The sequence below is a fragment of the Methanobrevibacter curvatus genome, from assembly GCF_001639295.1.
GTDB lineage: Archaea > Methanobacteriota > Methanobacteria > Methanobacteriales > Methanobacteriaceae > Methanoflexus > Methanoflexus curvatus.
Map to the genome: position 1 here is coordinate 1 of NZ_LWMV01000097.1, position 1,249 is coordinate 1,249.

General features: G+C 30.8%; 1 protein-coding gene. It reads left to right on the forward strand.

All coding sequences use genetic code 11. The features are described 5' to 3' along the window. Positions 1 to 1,249, forward strand: a 1,249-nt coding sequence (locus MBCUR_RS02430) for a DUF11 domain-containing protein (protein ID WP_157077579.1), incomplete at both ends; no start/stop codon positions are given.

The window sequence follows — 1,249 nt, forward strand, 5'->3', positions numbered from 1 at the left end:
AATGTTACTGGTGTTAATGAGAATAATACTGGTAATAATAGTACTCCTGATAATACTACTAATATTACTGTTGTTCCTACTGTGAACATTAGTGTTGTTAAATCTTCTAATGTGTCTGGTAATGTTTTAAATGGTGCTTACATCTTGTATACTATTAATGTGACTAATTTTGGTCCTGATAATGCGACTGGTTTGGTTATTACTGATGTTTTAGATAGTAGATTAATATACATTAACAGTACAAGTCCAAGATTTACAAGTTATATTGCAAGTACTGGTGTTTGGAATATTGGTAATTTGGCTAATGGTGAGAGTATTGTTTTGGATATTCTTGTTCGTTTGAATGGTACTGGTAGTATTGTGAATATTGCTAATGTTACTAATGTTACTGAAAATAATACTGGTAATAATAGTAGTAATCCTGATAATGAAACTAATATTACTGTTGTCACTACTGTAAATCTTAGTGTTGTTAAATCATCTAATGTGTCTGGATCTGTCTTAAATGGCATACTTGTTTTGTATACTATTAATGTGACTAATTTTGGTCCTGATAATGCGACTGGTTTGGTTATTACTGATGCTTTAGATAGTAGATTAATATACATTAACAGTACTAGTCCTCGTGGAACTAGTTATGTTGTAAGTACTGGTGTTTGGGATATTAACACTTTAGTTAATGGTGAGAGTATTGTCTTAGATATTCTTGTCCGTTTAAATGGTACTGGTAGTATTGTGAATATTGCTAATGTTACTAATGTTACTGAAAACAACACTGGAAATAATAGTAGTACTCCTGATAATACTACTAATATTACTGTTGTTCCTACTGTGAACATTAGTGTTGTTAAATCATCTAATGTGTCTGGATCTGTCTTAAATGGCATATTTGTTTTGTATACTATTAATGTGACTAATTTTGGTCCTGATAATGCGACTGGTTTGGTTATTACTGATGTTTTGGATAGTAGGTTAACATACATTAACAGTACAAGTCCAAGATTTACTTATTATGTTGCAAGTACTGGTGTTTGGTATATTGGTAATTTGGCTAATGGTGAGAGTATTGTTTTGGATATTCTTGTTCGTTTGAATGGTACTGGTAGTATTGTGAATGTTGCAAATGTTACTGGTGTTAATGAGAATAATACTGGTAATAATAGTACTCCTGATAATACTACTAATATTACTGTTGTTCCTACTGTGAACATTAGTGTTGTTAAATCTTCTAATGTGTCTGGTAATGTTT